Raw genomic sequence first — 1,462 nt, forward strand, 5'->3', positions numbered from 1 at the left:
CCACCCGCCTGGGCAACACCCCCAGCGTCTGCCGCAGGAGTTACGTCCACCCCGAGGTGCTGGACGCCTATCTGGAGGGCGGACTGCTGGACTCGCTGAAGCGCGAGGTCGAGGCGGAGCTGCGCGACGAGCTGGCCGGCCTCAGCGGCGAGGAGGCCGCCGTGCTCGCCTTCCTGCGCGACAGGCTGGAGCGGGAGACGGCGGCACGGGCGCGGGAGGGGGCGCGGAAGAGGAGCTAAGCCTCCCCCCTCAAGCGATCTCGGCCGTCTCCGTCACCGGCAGCAGGCGGCGCATGACCAGGCACACCAGGTCGCCGGCAAGAATGCCATCGGCGCCGACATGCGCCTGCACGGTGCGCAGGACCATCTCGGTGCGGTCGCGGGCGGACATGCCGCGGCTGTGGGCGAGTGCCGCGGCAAGGCGGGCCTCGCCGAAGGGCTCGCGCCGGCCGTCGACGGACTGGAGCACGCCGTCGGTGCACAGGAACAGCGTCTCGTCCTGGGCCAGCGTCGCCGTCGCCTCGCCGTAGGGGGCGCCGCGTCGCACGCCCAGCGGCTGCCCGCCGGCCTCGGACAGATATTGCACCGCGCCGTCGGTCGCGATGCGGGCGGCGCCGCGGTGGCCGGCGGAGGCATGGACCAGGGTGCCGGTGACGCGGTCATAGACGGCGACGAAGGCGGTGGCGAAGCCGTTGAACGGGCTTTCGCCACACAGGCGCTCGTTGGCATGGGTCAGGATGGCGGCCGGGCCGACGCCGGGCCGGGCGGCCTCGCGGATGGCTCCGCGCACCATCAGCATCAGGAAGGCGGCCGGCACGCCGCCGCCCGACACGCCTGCGGCAACCAGCAGGCTGTGGCGCTCGTCCAGTTCGATCACGTCGTAGAAATCGCCGCTGACCGCATGGCCGGGCACCAGGATGCCGTAGAACTGGCTGTCACGGCCGACCGGCAGCTGGCGCGGCAGCAGGCCGGACTGCACGTCGCGGGCAGCCCGCTGCTCGTCCTCGATCAGCTGTTCGGCGGCCGCCAGCTTCTCGCTCTTGGTTTCCAGCTCCGCCCCGCGCATCACCAGCTGGGCGTCGAGGGTCTCCTCGCGCGCGTTCGCCTCCATCGCCATGCGGCGGAAGACGCGGGACAGGCGGCCGAACTCGTCGTCACGGTCGGCGGCCTCGTTCAGGGTCAAGGGGTTGAAGCGCCCGGCCTCCACCGCCTTGACCGCCTCGCTCAGCCGCTCCACCGGGGCCATCTGGTCGCGGGCAAAGCGCAGGCAGGCATAGACGCCCAGCGCCAGCACGAAGATGCCGACCAGCCCGCCGATCTTCAATCAGCCGCTCAGGGCCGTCCCACAGGATTTCCACCGCCTCGAACAGCGGCGGCAGGGACGCTTCGGCAAAGCGGAGGTCGATGACGGACCCACGGACGGCGATCACCCGCCCATCGCCGGACATGGCGGGGGGGGAGAG

The 1,462-nt window shown here is 72.4% G+C and carries 1 protein-coding gene and 1 pseudogene; one reads left to right on the forward strand and one right to left on the reverse strand.

Annotation, left to right across the window (positions count from 1 at the left end; genetic code table 11):
• A pseudogene (locus tag I71_RS15170) lies at positions 1 to 239 on the forward strand (DNA topoisomerase IB); the annotation flags it as partial.
• A 10-nt stretch (positions 240 to 249) separates the two neighbouring features.
• On the opposite strand, the gene I71_RS15175 reads toward I71_RS15170, so the two are convergent.
• The gene (locus I71_RS15175; RefSeq protein WP_042695688.1) at positions 250 to 1,323 is read right to left on the reverse strand and encodes a PP2C family protein-serine/threonine phosphatase; all 1,074 of its coding nucleotides are present in this window, start codon (positions 1,321 to 1,323) and stop codon (positions 250 to 252) included.
• Positions 1,324 to 1,462: the final 139 nt, after the last annotated feature.

Source organism: Azospirillum sp. B506, assembly GCF_000333595.1.
Lineage (GTDB): Bacteria > Pseudomonadota > Alphaproteobacteria > Azospirillales > Azospirillaceae > Azospirillum.